Below are 22,560 nucleotides of genomic sequence, written 5' to 3'. Positions count from 1 at the left end.
TTAAGTCCTTAAATTGTAAACAACAATTTAAAACGAACTTTAAAATAAAAATATGAAATTCAAATTAACCCTTTTCTTAATGACTTTATTATGTATTAATAATAGTTTAACAGCTCAGAAAACAATAAAACTTAAAGAAAAGTTTGATAAAGTAATTGTAAGTCCACATATAGAAGTGGTTTTTAAAAAAGGGGACAAGGCAAGCATTAAAATTGAAGAAATTAGTGTTCCTATAGAAAAGTTTAATTACGAATTAGAAAAAGGTACGCTTCAAGTATATTTAGAAGGAGCAAAAACCTATACTAAAAATAAAAAAGTTGTTATTAGAAACCAGGAAAGAAAAGTCCCATTATATAAGAATAGAGTAGCTACTTTAATTATTACTTATACAGATGTTGCTATTTTTTCATTAAGAGGTGAAGAAAAAATTACTTTTAATAGCCCATTAATTCAAGATAAATGCGAATTACGTATTTATGGTAAATCGGAAGTTACCATTCCAACTATAGATGTGAATAAATTATACGTTTCTATTTATGGAGATAGTTTTTTAAACATTGAAAAAGGAACAATTGAAAAGCAAAAAATAACAGCTTATGGAGCTAGTAAGGTTATGGCTTCAGATGCAGTTTCTAAAGAAACTAAAATAACTGCTTATGGAAGTGGAACCTTTCAATTAAATGCAACAGAAAGTATAAAAATAACTTCATATGGTGAAGCAACTGTCTTATATAAAGGCGATGCAAAACTAAAAAAAGGAATTGTTATTGGAGAATCTACTATAAAAAAGGTTCAATAATTATTTAAAAAAATAAAAATTCTATTTTAAACTAAAAAAGGTCGAAACTTAATTCGACCTTTTTTCTTCTTTTACTAACAAAATTCCGATTAAGGTTTTGTTTTTTATCAAAAATAACCCTTTAAAGAAAATTACATCCAAACTTATTACCCCTAATAAAAACATAAGGATGCAATTTAAGGTTAAGCTAATTTAAAGACTATTTCTCATAGTTTTTTGTAAATAATCGTAATTATGGTTTTTTTAAAGCTTTTTTTATAAGTGTAAATTCATCTTTAAAATAATCTTTAAAAGATTTAGATGTAAAAGCTTTAAAATCTTTTGCAAAGTGAGATTCATCATAATAATCATACATATAAATTAAATCTTTTAGACTTATTTTATTGCTTTCATATTGTTTCATTAAATTTTTAAAGCGAAAAATTCTAATGTATTTTGCTGGTGTTAAACCTACCATTTTTTTAAATAGAGTTTCTAAAGTCTTTTGACCGAAAGGAATTTCATTTAATAATTCATTTACAGATATCATCCCTTCTTTTAAATGAATGGTATGTAAAACCTTATCTATTGCAATTGTATTTTTATTCTCTATTATAGGTATTTCTAATAGTAGTTTTTCTAGTTTTTCGAATAATTTTTTGAAATCATTATTATGATTTATAAAAATATTTTCAAACTTATCAGCAAGAATTTTATCTATTTGGTTAAAAACAGAATATTTATGCGAAAATTTAGATATATCTAAACCCGTTAATTTATGAAGGGCTGTAGGTTTAAAACTTAATCCACAAGCAGAACCAATTTCACTTACATTAAACTTGTAAGACTTGTAGAATTGCCCATTTATAATTAAATTTTTAATTACAGTTTCATTATTATTTAATGAAATTTTTTGACCATTAGAGTAAATATAAGCTATACCTGTATTGCCAAGAGGTATTATAGTTGCATTTAATGGAACTATTTTTTTTGAATATGCAATGTGATAAAAATCTTCAACTAAATGACTTGTTTTATCTACATTAAAATAAGTTAGTTTCATAGAATGCAATTTCCTTATTCTAAAAATAAATAAAAAAAATTATTAATACCTACTATTTTTTGGTTATCCAATTTTTAGTAATCAAAAACTTAAATTTCTAACAAAAAACTTTTAGTACTTATGGTAACTTATTTTTTTAGACAAAAGCTAATTATTTTTAATTTCGATTTTATTTTTTTTAGGACTTCTTTCTCTAAATGTACCAGCAAAAAGTAATCCTCCAATAATACCCATAAGAATGAAAGCAACTTGTTCAAATAAGTTGACAGAACCTGTTGTAGTAGATGGATTAAAAAAGGAGTTACTTAAACCCATAAAAGATTTACTTCCTGGTACAAGCATAACAACTCCTTGAATTAAATAAACTGTTTTTGGAGTTTTGGAAATCAATCCAAATAAACGACTCATTGCAACCACAACCAAAGTACCAATAAACGTACTTACTAATACGCCATACCCAGAAAATAATACAGTCATTAAAAATGCAACTACACCTGTTAATACACCAAAAAGCATATCTTTTTTACGAACCTGAAATATTGGTAATAACGTAATCGATAATATAGGAATGGCTAAATAAATAGTCCATTTAGGCATCTCAGACACATGATAAGTTAAGTCAATATTTACTAATGATGTCATTAATGCAATACCAAGTAATACACCAAAAAATTGTTTAAATAATAATATAATTGCATCAAAAAGTTTTGCGCCACCAGAAACCAAACTTTTAGAAGTTATTTCTTCTAAAGCAGTTGTAATTGCTAATCCTGGAATAAAAATAATAATAGAAGATAATATAGTTAAACCTAAATTAAGGTTTGGAAAAATTAATGTTAGCAAGCAACAGATTATAGTTACAACTAAAGCACTTAAAGATTCGAATACATTTTCTAAATATTTAGACTTTTTGGTTAAAAAAACTAATAGATAAATAAACGCACCTAATATTAAGGAAAATACAAAAGAAACAAGATTAGTACCTATTAATAAACTAAAACAACCTGCAGATAAAGCGTATGCTAAAACTAAATATAAATGATTTATTTCCTGTGTTTTTGCATGTATAATATTCAATTCTTTATGTATTGAATCATTGTTAATTTTAGAATCAATAACCTTATTTGTTAATTCTGCAATTCTAGAATATGCACCTAAGTTTAAAGAACCTGGTAAAACACATTCAACATAATTATAAGAATTTTCATCTTCATAAAAAACATAGTTTATCCATGTAGGAGAATCCATAAAACTACCCGTAATCCCTTGTTTTTTAGCCACTTCAGTTAAGTATGCTTGTATTTTATAGGAAGGAATACCATATACGTGTAACGCTTTTCCTAGCGCAACTATAAATTGATATTTTTCAGGAATTTTCATTTGTACTTATTTAAAATTGCTATTTTACTATTTATTTAAACAAAAAAAAGGGCTTTTTAAAAAAGCCCTTTTATAGATACTTCTTATATAATATTACTTTGTTAACCAATTTTTAGCATTTACAAAAGCTTCTAACCAAGGAGAAACTTCATCTTTTCTTCCAGCAGGATAATTTGCCCAATTCCATTGGAATGTAGAACGCTCTATATGAGGCATTGTAACTAAATGACGACCAGTTTTATCTGTCATCATTGCTGTGTTAAAATCAGAACCATTAGGGTTGTTTGGATAGCCTTCATAACCATATTTTGCAACAATGTTATAGTTTTCTTCAGATTCTGGTAAGTTGAATTTTCCTTCACCATGAGAAATCCAAACTCCTAATTCTGTTCCAGCTAAAGAAGATAACATTACAGAATTATTTTCTTGAATTTTTACAGAAGTAAAAGAACTTTCGTGCTTTTTAGAATCGTTATGAACTAATTTACCATGTACTTTATGATCTGGATTAATTAAATCTAATTCCATCCATAATTGTGCTCCATTACAAATACCTACTGATAAAGTATCCTCTCTTTTAAAAAAATTCTTTAAAGCTGCTTTTGCTTTTGCATTGTATTTAAATGCTCCAGCCCAACCTTTTGCAGAACCTAAAACATCTGAATTTGAAAAACCTCCAACAGCACCAATAAACTGAATATCTTCTAATGTTTCACGACCAGAAATTAAATCGGTCATGTGAACATCTTTCACATCAAAACCAGCTAAATACATTGCATTTGCCATTTCACGTTCAGAGTTTGAACCTTTTTCTCTAATGATAGCAGCTTTTGGTTTGTCTTTTCCTATTACAGGTAATTTTCCTGTAAAATTTTCCGGGAATTTATAAGTTAATGGCTGCTTTTTATAGTTATCAAACCTATCTTGAGCTAAATTGTTTGCCGTTTGTTTTTGATCTAACAAGAAAGAAGTTTTATACCAAACATCTCTCATTTCAGCAACATCAAACGTAAAGTTTTCTTCACTATTTTGAATGTTTACAGTTCCTGAATTGTTTGCGGTTCCTATATTGAAAAATTCAATGCTATTTTCTGATAAAATAGTTTCTACAGAAGCATCTGCTTGAAAAACAATTCCTGAATTTTCAGAAAATAATACTTTTATAGAATCTTCTTCATTTAAAGCAGAAATATTTAAATCTGCTCCTAAATTTACATCAGCAAAACACATTTCTAACAACGTTGTAATTAAACCACCAGAAGCAACATCATGTCCTGCAATAATTTTTTCACCTTTTATTAACTCTTGAATTGTATTAAAAGTATTCTTTACAAAAGCAGAATCTTTTACATCTGGAGCTTCATTACCAATAGTATTTAATACTTGGTGAAAAGAACTTCCTCCTAATTTAAATTTATCTTGAGAAATATTAATATAGTAGATGTTTCCTCCATCAACTTTTAAAAGAGGTTCTACAACCTTACTAATTTCATTACAGTTTCCTGCAGCAGAAATAATAACAGTTCCTGGAGCAATTACTTCATCATCAGCATATTTTTGCTTCATTGATAAAGAATCTTTTCCTGTAGGAACATTGATTCCTAAATCAATAGAAAATTCTGAAACTGCTTTTACAGCTTTGTATAAACGAGCATCTTCACCTTCATTTTTACAAGGCCACATCCAGTTTGCAGATAATGAAATTGAATCTAAATTATCTTTTAAAGGAGCCCAAATAATATTGGTTAAAGATTCTGTAATTGCATTTCTACTTCCTGCAGCAGGATCTATTAATCCAGAAATAGGAGAGTGCCCAATTGAAGTTGCAACACCTTCTTTACCATTGTAATCTAATGCCATTACACCAACATTGTTCAACGGAATTTGTAAAGGACCAACACATTGTTGTTTGGCAACTTTACCACCAACACATCTATCTACTTTATTTGTTAACCAATCTTTACAAGCAACAGCTTCTAATTGTAAAACCTGTGTTAAATAGTTTTTTAAGTTTTTAACTTTATATCTAGAATTCTTATAATTTCTTTTTACAGTTTTATCTGTTAAAACAGTTTTAGGAGAAGAGCCAAACATATCTTGCAAAGCTAAATCCATTGGTTTATCTCCTTTGGTTTTAGATTCAAAAGTAAACCTATTATCTCCAGTAACATCTCCAACTGTGTACATAGGTGAACGCTCACGTTCTGCAATTTTCTGTAAAGTGTCTATATGTTTTTCAGCAATTACCAATCCCATTCTTTCTTGAGATTCATTACCAATAATTTCTTTTGCAGATAATGTAGGGTCTCCAACTGGTAATTTATCTAAATCAATTTTTCCACCTGTATCTTCTACTAATTCTGACAAACAATTTAAATGTCCTCCAGCTCCATGATCGTGTATAGAAACAATAAAATTTTCTTCACTTTCTACCATTCCTCGAACCGCATTTGCAGCACGTTTTTGCATTTCTGGATTAGAACGTTGTACTGCATTTAATTCAATTCCTGAGGCAAATTCCCCTGTGTCTGCAGAAGAAACTGCTGCTCCACCCATTCCAATTCTGTAGTTTTCACCACCAAGAATTACAATTTTATCACCTTCTTTTGGTGTATCTTTTAAAGCTTGTTCTGCTTTTCCATAACCAATTCCACCAGCTTGCATAATTACTTTGTCAAAACCTAATTTTCTTGCTTTTGCTTCACTTGAAGAAGAATTTTCTTCATGTTCAAAAGTTAAAACAGAACCTGTAATTAAAGGTTGTCCGAATTTGTTTCCAAAATCTGAAGCACCATTAGATGCTTTAATTAAAATATCCATTGGAGTTTGGTATAACCAATCTCTTTCTTTGAATTTATGTTCCCAATATCTATTTTCTTCTAATCTTGAATAAGAAGTCATATAAACAGCTGTTCCTGCTAAGGGTAAAGAACCTTTTCCTCCAGCCAATCTGTCTCTAATTTCTCCTCCAGAACCAGTTGCAGCACCGTTAAAAGGTTCTACAGTTGTTGGGAAGTTATGTGTTTCTGCTTTTAATGAAATTACAGAATCAAAAAGTGATGTTTGATAAAAGTCTGGTTTATCTGCAGTTTTAGGTGCAAACTGTTCCACTTTTGGTCCTTTTACAAAAGCAACATTATCTTTATATGCAGAAACAATATCATTCGGATTTTCTTTCGAAGTTTCTTTAATCATTTTGAATAGGGAAGTAGGCATTTCTTCTCCATCAATTACAAAAGTTCCGTTAAAAATCTTATGTCTACAGTGTTCTGAATTTACTTGACTAAAACCAAATACTTCAGAATCTGTTAATTTCCTTCCAATTTTTGTAGCAACACCTTCTAAATATTCTACTTCTTCATCACTTAAAGACAAACCTTCTTGTTGGTTGTAAGCAGCAATATCTTCAATATCTAAAATTGTGTCTGGTTTTATGTCAACTGTAAATGAATCTTGATCTAAACCATTAAATTTTTCTGAAATCATTGGATCGAAATCCTTAAAATCTTCTAAAACTGCTGTAAATTCTTCAATTCTAATAATATCAGAAATTCCCATATTTTGGGTGATTTCCACAGCATTTGTACTCCAAGGAGTAATCATTGCTGCTCTTGGGCCTACAAAAAAAGTATCTAAAGTAGTTTCCTCTATCTTTGGTTGGTTGCCAAAAAGCCAGGTTAATTTATCAATGGTAGTTTTAGCTAATTTTTTTGTGGTTTGAACAGCGAATACTTTGCTATCTATGTTTCCGAAGAAATGAATCATTAGTTATTGTGTTTGTGTGTTGTTGTAAAAATGCAAATTTACTTTTTTTCAACTTAATTATGATGAATTATTTTGCTGAAATTACGGAGTTATTCACGTGTTTATTAACCAAAAAAAAGCGATTCAATTTGAATCGCTTTTAAAATTATCTTATAATTAACTTTTTAGAAAGTATATTGTTATTTTGATACAACTTAATTATATAAATTCCTTTTTTTAATAAGGAGATATCAATTTTGTTTTTATTAGAATCTACGTTATTAGAAATAACTAGTTTTCCTAAAACATCAAATATTTTTACATTGGTGGACTTATTTATTTTTATAAATAAATCTTTACCTGATGTGGGATTTGGATAAATTTTAACTGTATTAAAACTGAAAGAACTTTCTGTAGAAAGTACAGAATTCCAAATTGTATTAACATATTCTGGATGATCTACAAACGGATTTCTATTTTTTTGGTGTTTAAAAATCTCTTCATTTCTATCCAATTCCTTTTGACTGACTGGATCTATTGTATGCCAACGATATAACATATCTAAAGCCCATTGTTCAAAAACTTTATCACTTGTACCATTTAACATATTATCTGCACCATTATTGTTGTTTTCCCAAGAAGCTATTTCATCTTGATAACGAACAGCAACATAAAGTAAACCTCTAGCTATATCACCTTTATATTCATCTATGGGTTCAAAAACTTTATCATTTGGTCCTGTAATACTACTTGTTCCTCTTTTAGAACCATTATTAGATGTATAATCTGCAGTTAAAACTTCTCCAAAAGCTAAATTTCCTCTAATACCATTTACTTTTTTATCTGTAGCAAATACATGATGCGCATCTCCTCTTAACGTATGTGAATTACTACCACCATACCAACTTTGGGCAAATGTATGTTCCCTATTATATTTGTCACACTCTGTAGTACCACCACTTCCAGAATCTTGATCTGTAACAAATGTAAAATTACAGTCACTATAAATATCCCAAACTTTTCCATCACTTCTTACATCAGATGTTTCGTATAAGTCCCACAAATCACCATAGGTTACACTTGTATCATGAAAAGCCTGTCCATTACCATCATTGATATTGTCAATTATATTTTTTAATTGTGTTTTTAATGTGAAACCACTTCCTGTTGCAGAATTGTAATATCCACTAGGTATTTGTGAAAATACCAAAAAGGAACTTAAAATAAATATTAATAAAAGTAATTTTTGCTTCATTATTCTTTAACAATTTTTATAGAATGTACTTTATTTTCAACTTCTAATTTAAGGATATAAATTCCTTTGGACAAAAAAGCTACGTTAATTTCTTTAGAAGGATTTTTAATATTCATAATATTTTTCCCTAAAAGTGTATAAATAGAAGCTTTATTGATGGTTTTATTCTTACTATTTTGTATTGTTAAAATTGTATTTATTGGATTTGGATATATTTTGAATCCATCTAATAAAAAACTATTTACACTTAAAGTGCTATTGTGTTTTCCAATATCATCTACAGTATCTTTTGGTAAAACATCCCATTCGTTATCTAAATCAAAAGCTGTATTTGGTTGAGAAACTCCACTTTTTCGACGTAAAGTCTTGTCTTTAGCAAAATTTGCTGTTCCCCCATTATAAACACCAATTATATCAATTAGAATATCATTTTTAAACAACCCAACAGGATCATCACCATTAAAATTTATTGGTGCTCCAAAATTTGTTGCGCTAGAATTTGGTTGTACAAAGTTTGCTTCATCAATTAAAGTTTGTAAATCAGAACTTCCATTAATTATTACATAAACATCTCCTTTTATAAGTGTGCCAGAAAGTAGTAAAGGATGTTCCCATTCATCTCCTTCTTCACCACCATCTTTTTGTCTTTTTATACTGTAAGCACTTAAGTCTACATCAGCAGATGTTACATTTACAATTTCAACTGCTTTATTATTACGAGAGCCTTCTACATATTCTGAAAAGAATAATTCATTGGCTGTTGTTGTAGAGCCATCTGTAGTTGTTGCATTTACACCAGATGATAAATTAGATTTATTATTAACAGCATCTTTAGCTAATACTTGTAAATTATAAGTTGTAGATATTGTTAAATTAGTTACAGTATATGTAATATCTGTAGTTGTTGCTAGAAAACTTCCATCAACAAAAACCTCATAACCAGTTACAGCTGTATTGTCTGTTGAAGCTGACCAACTTGCTTTAAATGAAGTTCCTGTTTCATTACTAATAACAATATTTGCAGGTATTGTTGGGGCTTCAATATCTTCTATAGTTGTTATGTTTATTGGTGCGCTTTGCGCAGATTCATTATTTGCTACATCTTTTGCCAAAACAGTAATAGCAAATGAAGTATTAGAATCTAAACCAATTATTTTTGTTGAAGTATTTGTAACATTTGAATTTAAAACTCCATCTACAAAGACATCGTAACTAGTAACAGCAACATTATCTGTTGAAGCATCCCAAGAAACATCCACTGAAAATGTAGTAATATTTGTAGCTGTAACATTTGTAGGAACTGTAGGGTTTTCTGTATCTGTATTTGAGTAAATTCCCCAAATATCTTCAGCTTCAGGACCTCCCCAAATTCTTGTTGCTAATCTAGGGTTGTCTATAAAAGGATTTCTATTTCCTTGTGCTTCTAGATTACTTGTGTTTTCATGATATGTATTTCTTTGTTTTTCAAAATCGGAAACTTTATCTTCAGCATTCCATTTTAGAAATAAATCTATCATATCATCTGGAGTTGCAGAATTATCACCAATTCCAATATTACTAGGTAAACATCTGCTACCATAACGTAAATACATATACATCATCATTCTTGCAACATCTCCTTTCCATTCATCTCCAGGATACCAACCATTATTTGTTCTTAAGGATTGAACTCCAGAACCTTCTGCAAATTTTTCATTACTTCTAGAAGAGTTTCTTTGTGTATCTGAAGGTCTTAAATGGTGTGCGTCTGAACCTGGTCCAGAATCACCTAAATTTGGATTTCCTAAAGAACGAGCATAAACATGTTCTCTATTCCATTGACCAACACTACCACCATTATTATTTATGCCACGTTCTCTGTCATTGGTACCATCACTATCTGAACCATTTTCCCAACCATAAACCAATAGTACTTGATTACTGTTTTCTGGGTTTACATCTGTTGCTTTTGAGGCGTCCCATACTTGGTCATAAGATAAAAAACGAGTATGAGTGTTTATAATTTTTGTTGCTAATTCATCTTTTAAAGACAGACCCGTAAGATTTAAATCTACATCACTGTAATAAGATTCTTGAGCATATGAGAATACTGTAAATAAAAGAAATAGATAAAGTATATTTTTTTTCATCATTAAATTGTTTTCTAATTAATTAAAAACAATTTCTTTTTCTGCAATTCTAAATTTTATACAAGCAATTAAGTATAAAATTTATTTTCTTTCTAACAACGCCATATAAAAACCATCGAAACCAGAAATATGTGCCAATACTTTTTTGTCAGAGACAAAGGTAAAGTCTTTTCCTGATTCTGATGTTAAGAATTTATTAACTTGATCTTGGTTTTCCGATGGTAAAATAGAACAAGTTGCATACACCATTTTCCCTCTTGGTTTTACCATTTTAGAATATTGTTGTAATACGTCTTGTTGTACTTTTTTAATATTGTCGATAAATTCTGGCTGTAATTTCCATTTAGAATCAGGATTTCTACGAATGACACCTAAACCAGAACATGGAGCGTCAATTAAAACTCTGTCTGCCTTACCGTGTAATTTTTTAATTGGTTTTGTAGAATCAATCACACGCATGTCTATATTATGCGCTTTGTTTCTTTTGGCTCTAACTTTTAATTTACGAAGTTTACTTTCGTAAATATCCATAGCAATTATTTGCCCTTTATTTTCCATTAATGCTGATAAATGCAAAGTTTTACCCCCAGCTCCAGCACAAGTATCTACTACTTTCATTCCTGGTTTTACGTCTAAATATGCAGCCACTAATTGAGAAGAAGCATCTTGAACTTCAAAAAAACCATTATGAAAAGCTTCTGTTTTAAAAACATTTGCTCTTTCTGGTAAAACTAAAGCATCTGGATGATTAGGAACAAATTCTGTAACTACATTTTCTGCATGTAATTTTTTTTGAAGAATTTCTCTTGAAATATTTAAAGTATTCGTTCTTAAAATTACTTTTGCTTGCTCATTTAAAGCTGCAATTTCTTTTGTCCAAACTTCTTCACCTAATTCAGAAAGACATAATTCGTCCATCCAATCTGGAATAGATTCTCTAAATTTTCTTGTTCTAGATAATTCTGCAAAACGTCCTTTAATTCTTCTTTCTGGAACATGATCACCAATTTGATTCCAATCTGGTAAGGCAATTCCTCTTAAAATACACCAAACAGAGAATAATCTCCAAATGTTATCTCGGTCATAAGGAAGCTTAACTTCTGCAATTTCTGCATATAAACGATTCCAACGAACAATATCGTAAATTGTTTCTGCAACAAACTTACGATCTCTTGCTCCCCAACGTTTATCTCTTTTTAAGGCTTTTTCTACAGCTTTATCTGCATAAACTCCTTCGTTAAATATATCTCTAATACTGTCAATAACAGCAAATGTTAAATTTCTATGTAATCTCATTTTTTAATTATAAATCGAGTGCAAAGATACGTGAAATAAAAGGTATTTCGTATTTTCGTTTTTACAAACTTATCAACGTTGAATTTAGATTACCCAATAACATATATAAAAGGAATTAGTGTTCAAAGAGCAGCGCTTTTATACACAGAATTGGGTATTAAAACATGTAACGATTTATTAAATTTCTTTCCTTTTAGATATATAGATAAAACACAGTTTTACGCCATTAAAGATTTACAACCTAATTCTTCTGAAGTACAAATTGTTGGAAAAATTACACGTGTAAAATCTGTTGCTCAAAAAAGAGGAATTAGGTTAGTGGCAACGTTCCAAGATGCTTCTGGAACCATGGAATTGGTTTGGTTTAAAGGGCAAAAATGGATTAAAGATTCACTTAAAATTAATGAACCTTATGTGGTTTATGGAAAATTGAATCATTATAATGGAAATTTTAGTATTCCGCATCCAGAGATGGAATTGGTTACAGAATATAAGAAAAAGTTGCAAACAAAGATGCAACCAGTTTATCCTTCCACAGAAAAATTAACAAATTCTGGAGTCTCTAATAAATTGATGCGTAATTACATTCAAAATTTGTTGCAACAATTTTACGACGGAATTCAAGAAAGTTTATCGCAAGAAGTTTTAGAGGATTTTAAATTGATGAAAAAGCGAGATGCATTATTAAATGTGCATTTTCCTAAAAGTCAAGAAAATTTAGCGAAAGCACAAAATCGCTTAAAATTCGAAGAATTGTTTTTTATTCAATTACAATTATTGAGAAAGAAACTCATCAACAAAACTAAAAACAAAGGATTTATATTTGAAAATGTTGGCGAAGTTTTTAATCAATTTTATAGTGAAAAGTTACCTTTTGATTTAACAAATGCTCAAAAAAGAGTGTTGAAAGAAATTAGAAAAGATGTTGCTTCAGGTGCTCATATGAATCGCCTTTTACAAGGAGATGTAGGTTCTGGAAAAACAATTGTTGCTTTATTAACTATGCTTTTAGCAATTGATAATGGTTTTCAAGCCACAATTATGGCACCAACAGAAATTTTGGCGAATCAGCATTTTACTGCAGTTTCAGAGCTTTTAGAAGGAATGGATATTAAAGTTGATATTTTAACTGGTTCTGTAAAAACAAAAAAACGAAGAGAAATTCACGCAAATTTAGAAGATGGAAGCTTACATATTTTGGTTGGAACACACGCTTTATTGGAAGACAAAGTCCAGTTTAAAAATTTAGGAATCGCAATTATTGATGAACAGCACAGATTTGGTGTCGCTCAAAGAGCAAAATTATGGATGAAAGGTGGCCCACCTCAATCCTCCCAAAGGGAGGAGGCCCAATCTGTGCGTGAAAAATATATGACAGCTCGTCCATCAGTTTATAAATTGATGAAAGAATTGCAAAAAGATAGAAAAAAACAAACTACAGAAGCTGAACAAATTCTTTGGGAGCAATTAAGAGCTAAAAAACTTGAAAATAAATTTAGAAAACAACATATTATTGATGAGTTTATAGTAGACTTTGTTTCAATTTCAAAAAGATTAATTATCGAGGTTGATGGAAAATATCACAACACAAAAGATCAAAAAGAGGCCGATGAATTAAGAACACAAATTCTTAAGGAACTAGGCTTTAAAGTGATAAGATTTAATAATGAAGAAGTTGTTGGGAGTATTGAAAATGTTTTAGAAAAGATATCAGAAGAATTAAAAAGTTTATCACAAGAAGAAGAAAATAAGAGTAAGAGTTCCCTCCCTTTGGGAGGGTTAGGGAGGGCTTATCTGCCTCCCCACATTTTAGTAATGACAGCAACACCAATTCCAAGAACTTTGGCTATGTCTGTTTATGGTGATTTAGATATTTCTGTAATAGATGAGTTGCCTCCAGGAAGAAAAGAAGTAAAAACGGTACATCGTTTTGATAGCAACAGACTATCTGTCTTTAAATTTATGAAAGATGAAATAGATAAAGGCAGACAAGTCTATTTGGTATATCCATTAATTGAAGAATCTGAAGCCATGGATTATAAAGATTTAATGGATGGTTATGAGAGTGTTTCAAGAGAATTTCCTTCACCAAAATATCAGATTAGTATCGTTCATGGAAAAATGAAACCTGCAGACAAGGATTTTGAAATGCAACGTTTTGTTAAAGGTGAAACTCAAATTATGGTAGCAACAACTGTAATTGAAGTAGGCGTAAATGTACCCAATGCAAGTGTTATGATTATTGAAAGTGCAGAACGTTTTGGACTTTCTCAATTGCACCAATTAAGAGGAAGAGTTGGGAGAGGAGCAGACCAAAGTTACTGTATTTTATTATCGAGTTATAAATTATCTGAAGAAGCAAAAACACGTTTAAAAACGATGGTAGAAACTACAGATGGATTTAAAATTGCAGAAGTAGATTTAAAATTACGTGGTCCAGGAAATCTAATGGGAACGCAACAAAGTGGTGTTTTAAATCTTAAAATTGCAGATGTTGTAAAAGACACTAAAATATTAGTTGCTGCAAGAAATACAGCTATTTCAATCTTACAAGAAGATGGTAATTTATCTCAAGAAAAAAACTTCCCAATAAAAACAGCGTATACAAAAATGACCAAATCGTCTAAAATTTGGTCAAATATTAGTTAAACTTTATAGTAAAAAACTTAAATAGATTTTACAACTTCGTTTATTGGTCTTCTAGATTTTGGATTTTTAGAAGGCATATTCCCATCACTTTCATCTCTGTAACCAATACAAACACCTACTAAAGAATGATAATTTTCATCACCTAAAATTGCATTGTATTTTTCTGGCTCAATACCTTCCATTGGTGTTGCATCAATACCCATAGCTGCACATGCGCTTAAAAATACACCCAAAGCTAAATACATCTGATTTGCAAACCAACTTTTAATTTCTTCTTCTGGTAAAGGTTTTAAGAAACCATTATAATAACCAACTGCGCCTTCTGGTAATGTTTCAGCGATTTGTTTTTCGAACTTTTCTACACTATCAATCCTACTGAAAATAACTAAAGTGTCACATTCTTCAATCTTTGAAGCATTAAAAAAAGAAGCTTCTGCAAATTTCTTTTTAGTTGTTATATCAGAAACAAAAGTAAATTTCCAAGGTTGACTATTTATAGAAGATGGACTTAACAATAAAATTTCTTTTAATTCTTCAATTTTTTCTGAAGCTATTTTTTGGGTATTGTCATACTTTTTTGTGGTATAACGTTCTTGCATTGCATTTAAAAAACTCATATTTATTATTTTAATTTTATACTATCATTTTTATAGTTACAAAATTATGTATAGTTTTGTAATCTCGCAAGAACGGTCTAAAAGTATAGTACTCTTTTTTTGTAAAATTTAACAATATGTATATAGTAAAAGGTAAAGAATATCCCTGTTGTGCAAGTGTAACTATGGGAATGATTGGTGGAAAATGGAAAACTGTTATTTTATTTCATTTAATAGATTCTCCTTTACGCTACCATGAATTGCGTAAAAAAATGGAAAGCGTAACAGAACGAACTTTAAGTTTGCAACTTAAAAAATTAGAAGAAGATGGTATTATAAAACGAAAAGTCTACACTACAAAACCACCTTTAAAGGTTGAATATTCTTTAACCGATTTTGGTAAAACCGCCATTCCGTTATTGAAATCTATAGCAGAATGGGGAGAATATGTTGTGGAAAATAATTAAAGTTAATTAAAATATTGTGGTTTTGGCTAACGGTTTTGTGTAAGAAAAGTTACGTTGATTAAGCAATAAAGTTACTAAATAAACACGAACGGTGAAAATCCGAAGGATTTTCCCAAGTGAGCTAAAACTAGCAATTTTACTTACACAGTGTTGTAGCTAGTATTTTATTCCGTTTTTATTTAATATTTTCTCCGTTTCATTTTCGTTCAATTCTCTAATTGTTTTTCCAGAATGTCCATATAAGTCAGATGTGTTTTTTGGTCTGTTGAATTTTTTTAAAGAATAATTGAATTTTTTAGTTCCGAAATTATAGTTAATTGAAAGTATCACTTTAGAAGAATCTACCAATACAACATAATTATCATTTTCCATTTCTATTCCTCTATTCCATTTGTCAAAACAGGCATATTTAGCATAAAATCTTGGAACTTCTGAACTTTTATTTATCCAAGTTTGATAAACATAGGTGTCTTTACCTTTCCTAATTAAAGAAGAATCAATGGGTACAAGTCCGATTTCAATTCGCTCTTTGTTGAATGAAGTTCCGTATAGTTTTGGATGATATTTTTTTAAGAATTCGAAACTAAAATATAAAATCAGTATGACATTTAATATTTTCCAAAGATGTTTTTTCATATTACCTACAATTCTAATGATAAGGTGAGTTTTAATTCACTTTATGATGTGTTAGCGAAGTTATATTTTTTTAAGTTTAGAAACAAACCAAACTATAATGTGTTAATTTTTGTTGAATAACTTATAGGTAAACTCCAATACAAAACAAAAAACAATAATTCCCAAAGCAATTAAAACACCAGTTTTATTAGTAGAATATTGCTGAATTATCAAAGTAAAAAAAGCTAAAAGACATAAAATACAAGCTATTAAATGAATTGTTTTTTTAGATGCTAATTCCTTATGTTTTTTGAAACCGATATAATTTACAATACTAAAAATCAATAAAAAACCAACACTTCCTGCAGTAGAAATACTTTGTAAGTTGAAAAGGTTTACTAATAAAATAGATAATACAGCAGTTATTAATAAACCAATGGGTTTGCCCCAAAATTCATGACAAAAATATTTAGGTAATTCGTTGTCTTTAGCAATGTCATAATTTACTCTTCCACTGCCTAAAATGGTTGCATTTATGGCCGAAAATGTAGAGATTAATGCTGTAATTGTAATAACTGTAAAACCAATTTGACCTAAAGTGGGTTCTGCAGCTTTTGCTAAAACATAATCTTCTGCATTTGCAATTTGTTCAAAAGGCAAAGCGCCAACAGTAACAATAGCTATTAAAATATATAAAACAACTACAAAACCAACAGCGCCAAAATAAGCTTTTTCGGTATTTTTTTCTTTGTCTTTAAGGTCAGAAATTGAGTTAGCAATCAACTCAAAACCTTCATAAGCGACAAAAATTACCATTCCACCAGAAATTAATAGTAATGGACTTTCCCAGTTTTTGGGCGATAATTGTTGCAGATTTTCTGGATGAATAGAAAGTCCGTAAAAACCAACTCCAATAAAAGCTAATAGAATTAATAGTTTTATAATAACTGCAATAGATTCTATTTCGCTGACTAACTTTACACTTAAATAATTAATAAATAAAGCAATTAAGATTATTGAGGTTTGAAAAATGCGAACATCAATATTTTTTTCTCCAGTTACAGAAAGCAATTCAGCACAATAAGAACCAAAAGCAGAAGCGTATAAAGCCAACATTACAATATAGCTAATCCATAATAAATTATTTATTCCGCCAGCAAAAACTCCATTTCCAAATTGTTGATGAATGAATTTTACGGTTCCGCCATTTTCTGGATATTTTTTTGAAAGTTTTGCATAAGAATAGGCAGTTAAAAGTGCAATAATTCCTGCAAAAAGAAAGGCAATAGGTGTTCCTCCTTTGGCTAAAGAAACAGCCAAACCAAGCACAGCAAAGATTCCACCTCCAACCATTCCTCCAATTCCGATGGAAATAGCGTCTTTTAATCCGATTTTTTTATTCATTTTATAAATTTTAGAAAAACTGGAAAATATTATAAGTTTAAAAGTCTATTTGCAGCAGAAAAAGGTGTTGTTTGCTCGTTTTCTAATTTCTTTATTTCTTCTTGTAAAGCTGTTTTTATCAACATATTATTGTAAAAATTATCTTTTAATTGCTGGTTTATAGTTGACAACAACCAAAATTTATTTTGCTCATTTCTTTTTGTGTTGAAATAATTATTCTCTTTAGTTAAGAAAATATAATCAGTAATCATTTTATCTATTTCAGCAATGCCACAATTATGCAACGCACTTGCTGTTAAAACTTTTGGTTGCCATTTGCTTTCTTTTAAAGGATATAAATGCAACGCTCTATTAAATTCAACTTTAGCAATTTTTGCGTTTCTCTCGTTTTCTCCATCGGCTTTATTTATAACAATTGCATCTGCCATTTCTATAATTCCACGTTTTATTCCTTGCAATTCATCTCCAGCGCCAGCTAACTTCAATAATAAAAAGAAATCTACCATAGAATGAACGACGGTTTCCGATTGTCCAACACCAACAGTTTCAATAATAATAGTATCAAAACCTGCAGCTTCACACAAAATAATACTTTCTCGAGTTTTTTGAGCAACACCACCTAAAGATGTTCCAGAAGGCGAAGGTCTAATAAATGCATTTTTGTCGGTCACTAATTCTTCCATTCTAGTTTTATCACCTAAAATAGAACCTTTATTTACAGAACTACTTGGATCTACAGCCAAAACAGCGACTTTTTTTCCTTGAGAAGTTAAGTGTTTTCCAAAAGACTCGATAAATGTGCTTTTTCCAACACCTGGAACTCCAGTAATTCCTATTCTAATAGATTTATTTGCAAAAGGCAAACATTGTTCTAAAATTTCGTTGGCTTTTTGTTGATGTTTTACATTCGTACTTTCTACCAATGTAATGGCTTTACTTAAAAAAGTAATATTTCGGTCGAGAATTTTAGCAACATATTCTTTAACAGAGTTTTGTTTTGCTCTGCTTAATTTAATCTTTTCTGCACTAGTTTTACTCGTTGTTTCTGGTTTAGAAACGCCGTCTTTTTCGTGTAAAGCAGAAGATTTTTTATTCATTGTAAAGTTATTAGTGTAAATTTAATCATATTTTTTGCAACACTCCAAAAAATGTGTCGTCTATAGAGTAAGAAAGTTTTAATGAAACCAACCAAACAATTACATCAACCAATTATTGACTTATGCAAAAATAATTGTGCAAAGTCGCAAATGCAACTGTACAATTTGTATTGTAAAGCAATGTTGGTAGTGGCTCATAGGTATGTAAAAGATAGATTTATTGCAGAAGATGTTATGCAAGATGCTTTTATAAAAGCGTTTAAATACATAGAAAGTTACAAAAACGAAGTCGCTTTTGGAGCATGGTTAAAGAGAATTGTTATCAACCAAAGTATCGATTATTTAAAGAAAAATAAATTAGAATTGGTTTCAATTAATGATGAAGTTTATAAAGTAGAAAATGAAGAAAATTGGACTATAGAAAGTGATATTTCTGTTGATGGAATTGTAGAAACAATTAACAATTTAAAAGAAAAATACAGATTGGTTTTAACCATGTATTTATTAGAAGGTTACGATCATCAAGAAATAGCTGAAGTATTAAATATCACAGAAAATACGTCAAGAACACATTTGTTAAGAGGAAAAAAATTATTGAAGGAACAGTTAAAAAACACGAGTTATGCAGCAAGATATTAGAGAAGAAATAAAAGGTTATAAAGAACCAAATATAGAATTATCTGCAAATCATGCTAATAAATTTGAAAAATTATTGATGGCAGAAATGCATCAACAAAAACCTAAAAAGAAAAACTTTAAATGGTTGTCTATTGCATCATCTATAGTATTGTTAATTAGTTTGGGAATTAAATTTTACCCAACTAAAAATATAGAACAACCAATAGAAAATGTTACGAAGGAGATAAGTTTAGGAAGTATTTCTCCAGAATTCGAAACTATAGAAAAGTATTATATAAACAGCATCAATTTAGAAATTAGTCAGTTAGAATTAACAGACGAAAACAAAGAAATTATTGATGGTTATTTATCAAAAATTGCAGAATTAACAAAAGAATACAAATCGTTAACCAAAGAGCTCAATACAAAAGGAGTTAACGATTCTACAATAGATGCACTAATTAGTAATTTACAATTGCGCTTACAGCTGTTAAAACGTTTGAAAAAACAATTAAAAGAACTCAAAAATTTAAACAATACACAAAATGATACACAAATTATATAAACCAATTTTCACGCTTTTAGCAATCTGTTTTTTAGGAACAGTTTCTGCACAAAAGTTTGATAAAAAAATTACTGAAAATTTTAAAGTAAATAAAGATGTAGAAGTAGCAATAAATGCTACAAACACCGATATTAATGTAACAACTTGGTCTAAAAACGAAGTACAAGTAGAAGCGTTTATAGAAGTTGAAGGAATCTCGAAAGAAGATGCAGAAAAGTATTTTAAAAACTGGAATTTTGAAGCTTTAGGAAACAGTAAAAAAGTAAAAATTAAATCTAGAGGAAACATTTCTAATGGTAAAGATTTTGTTTTTTTTAATGACATGAATTTCGATTTTGTTATGCCAGATATCGACATTCAAATGCCAGATATGGATGCTATTGTAATTCCTGATATGGATTTTGATTTCGACTTTGACTTCGATTTTGGTTCAATGGAAGATTTAGAAGATAATATGGAACGAAAAGGGAGATATTTTTTTGAATATCATAATGATGATGAACACATTATTATAAAAACGAAAGAAGAATGGGAGAAATTTAAGAAAAGTAAAAAATATGAGGATTTAAAAAAGTCTTTCAGAAAAAAAAGAAATGATATAAAAGTAATAGATAAAGATAAGTTGAAGGAATCGTTAGAAAAAGCGAAGCTTCAAATGAAGAATATCAATAAAGAAGAAATTAAAAAAGGTTTGGAAAAAGCAAAAGAAGCTTTAAAAAATATGAAATTCAACTTTGGTTCTAATGATGATGATGTAATCATTAATGGTAAAAAAGTTAAGATTAAAAAAAGATTGGAAATTAAAGTTCCAAAAGGTGCAACATTCAATTTAAATACGAAACATTGTAAAGTGAAGTTGCCAAACACAGTTGCTTCTGGAAACGTAAAATATGGTGCTTTTGATGCTAATAATCTAATTGGAGGTCGTTTAACTGTAGATTATTCTCCAGTGAATATAAATAGTTTAAACGCTTGTACTTTATTTTTAAACAATGTAACTGATGCTAAAATAGCATCAGTTACAAATTCTACAATGCGTAATAATTCTTCGGAAATTAAAATTATAAAAATAAATAACGACGTAAATTTTTCTGATAAATTCGGGAAAGTTACAGTTGAGAGTTTCAATCCAAATTTTGGAGAATTTGTTTTAAATTTAAGTAATTCTGAAGCAATTCTTAATTTAGGAGAAGTTCATTCGAATTTTAAATACCAAGTAAATAAAGTAAAATTAAATAACGAACGTGTAAAATATTTTAAAAACAATAACAAAACAGCTAATTTACTGAAAGTTAATGGTGAATATAGTAGTATTGTTATTAAGTAAAATGCCTCTTCACTTTTTATTAAACTTCACTTAAATTCCATTTCTCTATTCTCTATAAAGTGCCTATCTTTATCCACTGTAAATAGTCACTTTTTTAATGGAACGCTACAAAGAAAATCAATTGAAAATATACAATTCTCTCTCTAAAAAGAAAGAGGATTTTAAACCCATAACAGAAGGTTACGTAGGCATGTATGTCTGTGGGCCAACAGTTTATAGCAATGCACATTTAGGAAACGTAAGAACTTTTATGTTTTTTGATGTTGTTTATAGATATTTATTGCATTTAGGTTACAAAGTACGTTATGTGCGTAATATTACAGATGCTGGGCATTTAGAAAACGATGATGATGAAAGCGAAGATAAAATTGCGAAAAAAGCACGTATCGAAAAAATTGAGCCAATGGAAGTTGTGCAACGTTACACAGTCGATTTTCATAATGTGCTTAAAAACTACAACTTTTTACCACCAAGTATAGAGCCAACTGCAACTGGACATATTGTTGAACAAATAGAAATGATTAAAGAAATCATTGAAAAAGGTTTAGCGTATGAAGTAAATGGTTCTGTTTATTTTGATGTTTTAGAATATAATAAGACAAATCATTATGGAATTCTTTCAGGAAGAAAAGTGGAAGATTTAATTCATAATACAAGAGCTTTAGACGGGCAATCAGACAAGAAAAATCCACAAGATTTTGCACTTTGGAAAAAAGCAGAAGAACGTCATATTATGCGTTGGCCTTCTCCTTGGAGCGATGGTTTTCCTGGTTGGCATTTAGAATGTTCTGTAATGAGTACAAAATATTTAGGCGAAAGTTTCGATATTCATGGAGGAGGAATGGACTTAAAATTTCCACATCACGAATGTGAAATTGCACAATCGCAAACATGTTCTGGCGTAACTCCAGTAAATTATTGGATGCACACAAACATGTTGTTGTTAAATAGCCAGAAAATGGCAAAATCGACAGGAAATTTTATTTTACCAAACGAAATTTTATCAGGAGAAAACGATATTTTACCAAAAGCATTTTCAGCATCTGTAGTTCGTTTTTTTAACATGCAAGCCAATTATAGAAGTATTTTAGATTTTTCTGGTGACGCTTTAGAAGCATCAGAAAAAGGACATGCTAAATTAATGGAAGCTGTTAATTTTGTAGATAAAATTGAAGCTGAAAAAACATCAACATTCGACGTTCAAAATTGGAAAAAAGATTGTTATGCTGCAATGAACGACGATTTTAATACACCAATTTTAATTTCACATTTGTTTGATGCTGTAAAATTAATCAATCAAATTAAAGAGAAAAACGCAAGTTTAACTTCAGAAGATGTAGAAGAATTAAAAACGACTTTAAATAGTTTTGTTTTTGATGTTTTAGGTTTAATGAATGAAAATTCTCAAGACAATTCAGAAAAGATAAATGGAGTAGTGGAGTTGTTAATTAAATTGAGAAAAGAAGCAAGAGAAAATAAAGATTGGGCATTGTCAGACCAAATTAGAGACGAATTAATTGCATTAGGTATACAATTAAAAGATGGAAAAGAAGGTACAACGTTTTCAGTAAATTAAA

Annotated in this window: 17 protein-coding genes; 7 read left to right on the top strand and 10 right to left on the bottom strand. The window is 29.4% G+C overall.

Annotation, left to right across the window (positions count from 1 at the left end):
- The first annotated feature begins 52 nt into the window (after positions 1-52).
- Positions 53-799 (top strand): head GIN domain-containing protein, encoded by a 747-nt coding sequence (locus tag H9W90_RS05470; RefSeq protein WP_187483449.1) that lies wholly within the window; start codon positions 53-55, stop codon positions 797-799.
- 232 nt (positions 800-1,031) lie between these two features.
- On the opposite strand, the gene H9W90_RS05465 is transcribed toward H9W90_RS05470, so the two are convergent.
- From H9W90_RS05465 to H9W90_RS05440, 6 genes are all read right to left on the bottom strand, one after another.
- Complete coding sequence (locus H9W90_RS05465; protein WP_187483448.1) at positions 1,032-1,841, bottom strand: helix-turn-helix domain-containing protein; 810 nt, start codon at positions 1,839-1,841, stop codon at positions 1,032-1,034.
- Positions 1,842-1,988: 147 nt separating this feature from the next.
- On the bottom strand, positions 1,989-3,221 hold the full coding sequence (locus H9W90_RS05460; RefSeq protein ID WP_187483447.1) for a threonine/serine exporter family protein: 1,233 nt from the start codon (positions 3,219-3,221) through the stop codon (positions 1,989-1,991).
- Positions 3,222-3,314: 93 nt separating this feature from the next.
- On the bottom strand, positions 3,315-6,986 hold the full coding sequence (gene purL / locus H9W90_RS05455; RefSeq protein WP_187483446.1) for a phosphoribosylformylglycinamidine synthase: 3,672 nt from the start codon (positions 6,984-6,986) through the stop codon (positions 3,315-3,317).
- Positions 6,987-7,131: 145 nt separating this feature from the next.
- Positions 7,132-8,220, bottom strand: a complete 1,089-nt coding sequence (locus H9W90_RS05450) for an endonuclease (protein WP_187483445.1) — start codon at positions 8,218-8,220, stop codon at positions 7,132-7,134.
- The gene (locus tag H9W90_RS05445; protein WP_187483444.1) at positions 8,220-10,352 is read right to left on the bottom strand and encodes an endonuclease; all 2,133 of its coding nucleotides are present in this window, start codon (positions 10,350-10,352) and stop codon (positions 8,220-8,222) included. Before H9W90_RS05445 ends, H9W90_RS05450 begins: the two co-directional genes overlap by 1 nt.
- A 78-nt stretch (positions 10,353-10,430) precedes the next feature.
- Complete coding sequence (locus H9W90_RS05440; RefSeq protein WP_187483443.1) at positions 10,431-11,645, bottom strand: RsmB/NOP family class I SAM-dependent RNA methyltransferase; 1,215 nt, start codon at positions 11,643-11,645, stop codon at positions 10,431-10,433.
- A 78-nt stretch (positions 11,646-11,723) separates the two neighbouring features.
- Between H9W90_RS05440 and H9W90_RS05435 the strand changes: the two genes are divergently transcribed.
- Complete coding sequence (locus tag H9W90_RS05435; protein ID WP_187483442.1) at positions 11,724-14,294, top strand: DUF559 domain-containing protein; 2,571 nt, start codon at positions 11,724-11,726, stop codon at positions 14,292-14,294.
- A gap of 17 nt (positions 14,295-14,311) precedes the next feature.
- On the opposite strand, the gene H9W90_RS05430 is transcribed toward H9W90_RS05435, so the two are convergent.
- Positions 14,312-14,911, bottom strand: a complete 600-nt coding sequence (locus H9W90_RS05430) for a nitroreductase family protein (protein WP_187483441.1) — start codon at positions 14,909-14,911, stop codon at positions 14,312-14,314.
- A gap of 116 nt (positions 14,912-15,027) precedes the next feature.
- Between H9W90_RS05430 and H9W90_RS05425 the strand changes: the two genes are divergently transcribed.
- A complete protein-coding gene (locus H9W90_RS05425) occupies positions 15,028-15,357 on the top strand; it encodes a winged helix-turn-helix transcriptional regulator (RefSeq protein ID WP_187483440.1) in 330 nt (109 codons plus the stop codon).
- 156 nt (positions 15,358-15,513) lie between these two features.
- Here H9W90_RS05425 and H9W90_RS05420 read toward each other — a convergent pair whose 3' ends face one another.
- The 3 genes from H9W90_RS05420 to meaB all read right to left on the bottom strand — a co-directional run bounded on the left by H9W90_RS05420 (position 15,514) and on the right by meaB (position 18,473).
- Complete coding sequence (locus H9W90_RS05420; protein WP_187483439.1) at positions 15,514-15,993, bottom strand: hypothetical protein; 480 nt, start codon at positions 15,991-15,993, stop codon at positions 15,514-15,516.
- A gap of 102 nt (positions 15,994-16,095) precedes the next feature.
- Positions 16,096-17,376, bottom strand: a complete 1,281-nt coding sequence (locus tag H9W90_RS05415; protein ID WP_187483438.1) for an APC family permease — start codon at positions 17,374-17,376, stop codon at positions 16,096-16,098.
- A gap of 29 nt (positions 17,377-17,405) precedes the next feature.
- Complete coding sequence (gene meaB / locus H9W90_RS05410; protein ID WP_187483437.1) at positions 17,406-18,473, bottom strand: methylmalonyl Co-A mutase-associated GTPase MeaB; 1,068 nt, start codon at positions 18,471-18,473, stop codon at positions 17,406-17,408.
- 81 nt (positions 18,474-18,554) lie between these two features.
- Between meaB and H9W90_RS05405 the strand changes: the two genes are divergently transcribed.
- The 4 genes from H9W90_RS05405 to cysS all read left to right on the top strand — a co-directional run bounded on the left by H9W90_RS05405 (position 18,555) and on the right by cysS (position 22,559).
- Positions 18,555-19,112: an RNA polymerase sigma factor gene (locus H9W90_RS05405; protein WP_187483436.1), complete on the top strand. Its 558-nt coding sequence runs from the start codon at positions 18,555-18,557 to the stop codon at positions 19,110-19,112.
- The gene (locus H9W90_RS05400; protein ID WP_187483435.1) at positions 19,096-19,656 is read left to right on the top strand and encodes a hypothetical protein; all 561 of its coding nucleotides are present in this window, start codon (positions 19,096-19,098) and stop codon (positions 19,654-19,656) included. Before H9W90_RS05405 ends, H9W90_RS05400 begins: the two co-directional genes overlap by 17 nt.
- Positions 19,637-20,983 (top strand): hypothetical protein, encoded by a 1,347-nt coding sequence (locus H9W90_RS05395; RefSeq protein ID WP_187483434.1) that lies wholly within the window; start codon positions 19,637-19,639, stop codon positions 20,981-20,983. Before H9W90_RS05400 ends, H9W90_RS05395 begins: the two co-directional genes overlap by 20 nt.
- A gap of 97 nt (positions 20,984-21,080) precedes the next feature.
- A complete protein-coding gene (gene cysS, locus H9W90_RS05390; protein WP_187483433.1) occupies positions 21,081-22,559 on the top strand; it encodes a cysteine--tRNA ligase in 1,479 nt (492 codons plus the stop codon).
- Position 22,560: the final 1 nt, after the last annotated feature.

The sequence above is a fragment of the Polaribacter pectinis genome, from assembly GCF_014352875.1.
GTDB classification, from domain to species: Bacteria; Bacteroidota; Bacteroidia; order Flavobacteriales; family Flavobacteriaceae; genus Polaribacter; species Polaribacter pectinis.
Note: the sequence above shows the minus strand (reverse complement) of the source record. Positions and strands in the feature narration are given on the sequence as shown.